Annotated in this window: 2 protein-coding genes and 1 pseudogene; all 3 read left to right on the top strand. The window is 73.9% G+C overall.

The features are described from left to right. Positions 1 to 191, top strand: a pseudogene (locus tag H0488_RS23245) (Rv2231c family pyridoxal phosphate-dependent protein CobC); the annotation flags it as partial. Between the two features lie 158 nt (positions 192 to 349). Beyond that, positions 350 to 571, top strand: a complete 222-nt coding sequence (locus tag H0488_RS23240; RefSeq protein WP_183101534.1) for a CbtB domain-containing protein — start codon at positions 350 to 352, stop codon at positions 569 to 571. Further along, positions 526 to 1,404 (top strand): CbtA family protein, encoded by an 879-nt coding sequence (locus tag H0488_RS23235; RefSeq protein WP_446685646.1) that lies wholly within the window; start codon positions 526 to 528, stop codon positions 1,402 to 1,404. The genes H0488_RS23240 and H0488_RS23235 overlap by 46 nt, the downstream gene beginning before the upstream one ends. Positions 1,405 to 1,595 lie beyond the last annotated feature (191 nt).

Here is a 1,595-nt window from a genome sequence, read left to right as displayed (position 1 = left end):
ACCTCGAGTCGGCGGCGTCGTTCGTGCTCGCACGGGTCGGCCGCGGGGTGCACGGCCGGCTGCGGGAGGCGGGCATCGCCGTACGCCGGGCCGACACGTTCCCCGGTCTCGACGACGCCTGGGTGCGGATCGCGGTGCGATCGCCGTTCGTGTCGGAGCGCCTGTTCCGGGCGCTCGCGGACATGCCCTAGGCTGCAGTCGCGGGCACGAGGAAGCCGGTGGGAATCCGGCACAGTCGCGCTACTGTGACATCGCCTCCGATCATGCGTCGGCGAGCGGTGGAGTCAGACCCGAGGGTCCGCAAACTCCCACCCCAACGACAGGGACGCAGAATCCCTGAGGAGGCTCCATGTCGCAGTTGTCTGCTGCTCCCCTCTCCGGCACGTCCGTCGAGATCCCCACCGTCCCGCTGCTGCAGGTCGGCGCCTGGCTGGCCTTCTTCGGCCTGCTCGCGATGCTCGCGATCTTCTTCGTCAGCGCCAGCCAGGGTGCGATCTCCCTTCCCGCCGGGACGGCGGTGCACGAGTGGGTGCACGACGCCCGGCACCTGCTCGGCTACCCCTGCCACTGATCGGGCGCGCCGTGAGCAACAACTCCCGGGTTCACCCTGCCCTCACGCCGGCCGCGTTCCTCGTCCGTGGGCTCGCGATCGGCCTGGTCGCCGGCATCTTCGCCTTCGCCGTCGCGTTCTTCGCCGCTGAGCCGTACGTCGACGACGCGATCGCCCTCGAGGAGGCCCACTCCGCCGAGCCGACCCACGACGAGGTCGCGGCCGAGGAGGCCCCGGCCGAGGGCGAGACCGAGGTCTCGCGCACCCACCAGAGGACGTGGGGCCTGCTGACCGGCCTGGTCGTCGTCGGGCCCGCGTTCGGCGGTCTCGCCGCCCTCGCGAGCGCGGCCGCGGTCGGCCGGCTCGGCTCGCTCTCCGCGCGCGGCTCGACCGCCGCGGTCGCGGTGGTGGGCTTCGTCGCGGTCGCGCTGGTGCCGTTCCTGAAGTACCCCGCGACCCCGCCCGCCGTCGGCAGCGGCGAGACGATCGGCGGCCGGACGGCGTCGTACTTCGGCTTCCTGCTGATCTCGGTGCTGGCCGCGATCGCGGCGGTCGTGGTCGCCCGGCNCGTGGTCGCCCGGCGGCTGGCTGCCCGCCTCGACGGCTACACGGCGGTCGCACTCGCCGCCGCGGGCTACGTCGCGGTCGTCCTGGTGGCGGCCATGCTGCTGCCGTCGGTCAACGAGCTCGGCGACTTCCCGGCCGACACGCTCTGGTCGTTCCGGGTGGGCTCGCTGATGACGCTCACGGCGCTGTGGGCGGCGATCGGGGTCGGGCTGGTCGCACTCGTCGGCCGCCTGCACGACGCTGCTCGGGCCGACCTCGACCGGCGCGCCCTCGCTGCCAGCCTCTGACGAGCTGGTGGCCAGGCCGATGACCAGGCCGATGACCAGGCCGATGAGCCGCGCGGCCGGTCTGGCGCTCGGCTTCGCCGCGGACCTGCTCCTCGCAGATCCGCGGCGCGGCCACCCGGTCGCCGGCTTCGGCAGCGTGGCGGCGGCCCTCGAACGACGGTGGTGGCGCGACGACCGTCGATCGGGGGCCG

Origin of the sequence: Nocardioides pelophilus, assembly GCF_014180685.1 — a bacterium.
GTDB lineage: Bacteria > Actinomycetota > Actinomycetes > Propionibacteriales > Nocardioidaceae > Nocardioides > Nocardioides pelophilus.
The sequence above is the reverse complement of the archived record's forward strand: the minus strand, read 5'-3'. Positions and strand labels throughout refer to the sequence as shown.

What these genes read in the sequence shown, in the direction of transcription:
- H0488_RS23240 (WP_183101534.1), top strand. Translation starts at nt 350, where the DNA reads ATGTCGCAGTTGTCTGCTGCTCCCCTCTCCGGCACGTCCGTCGAGATC.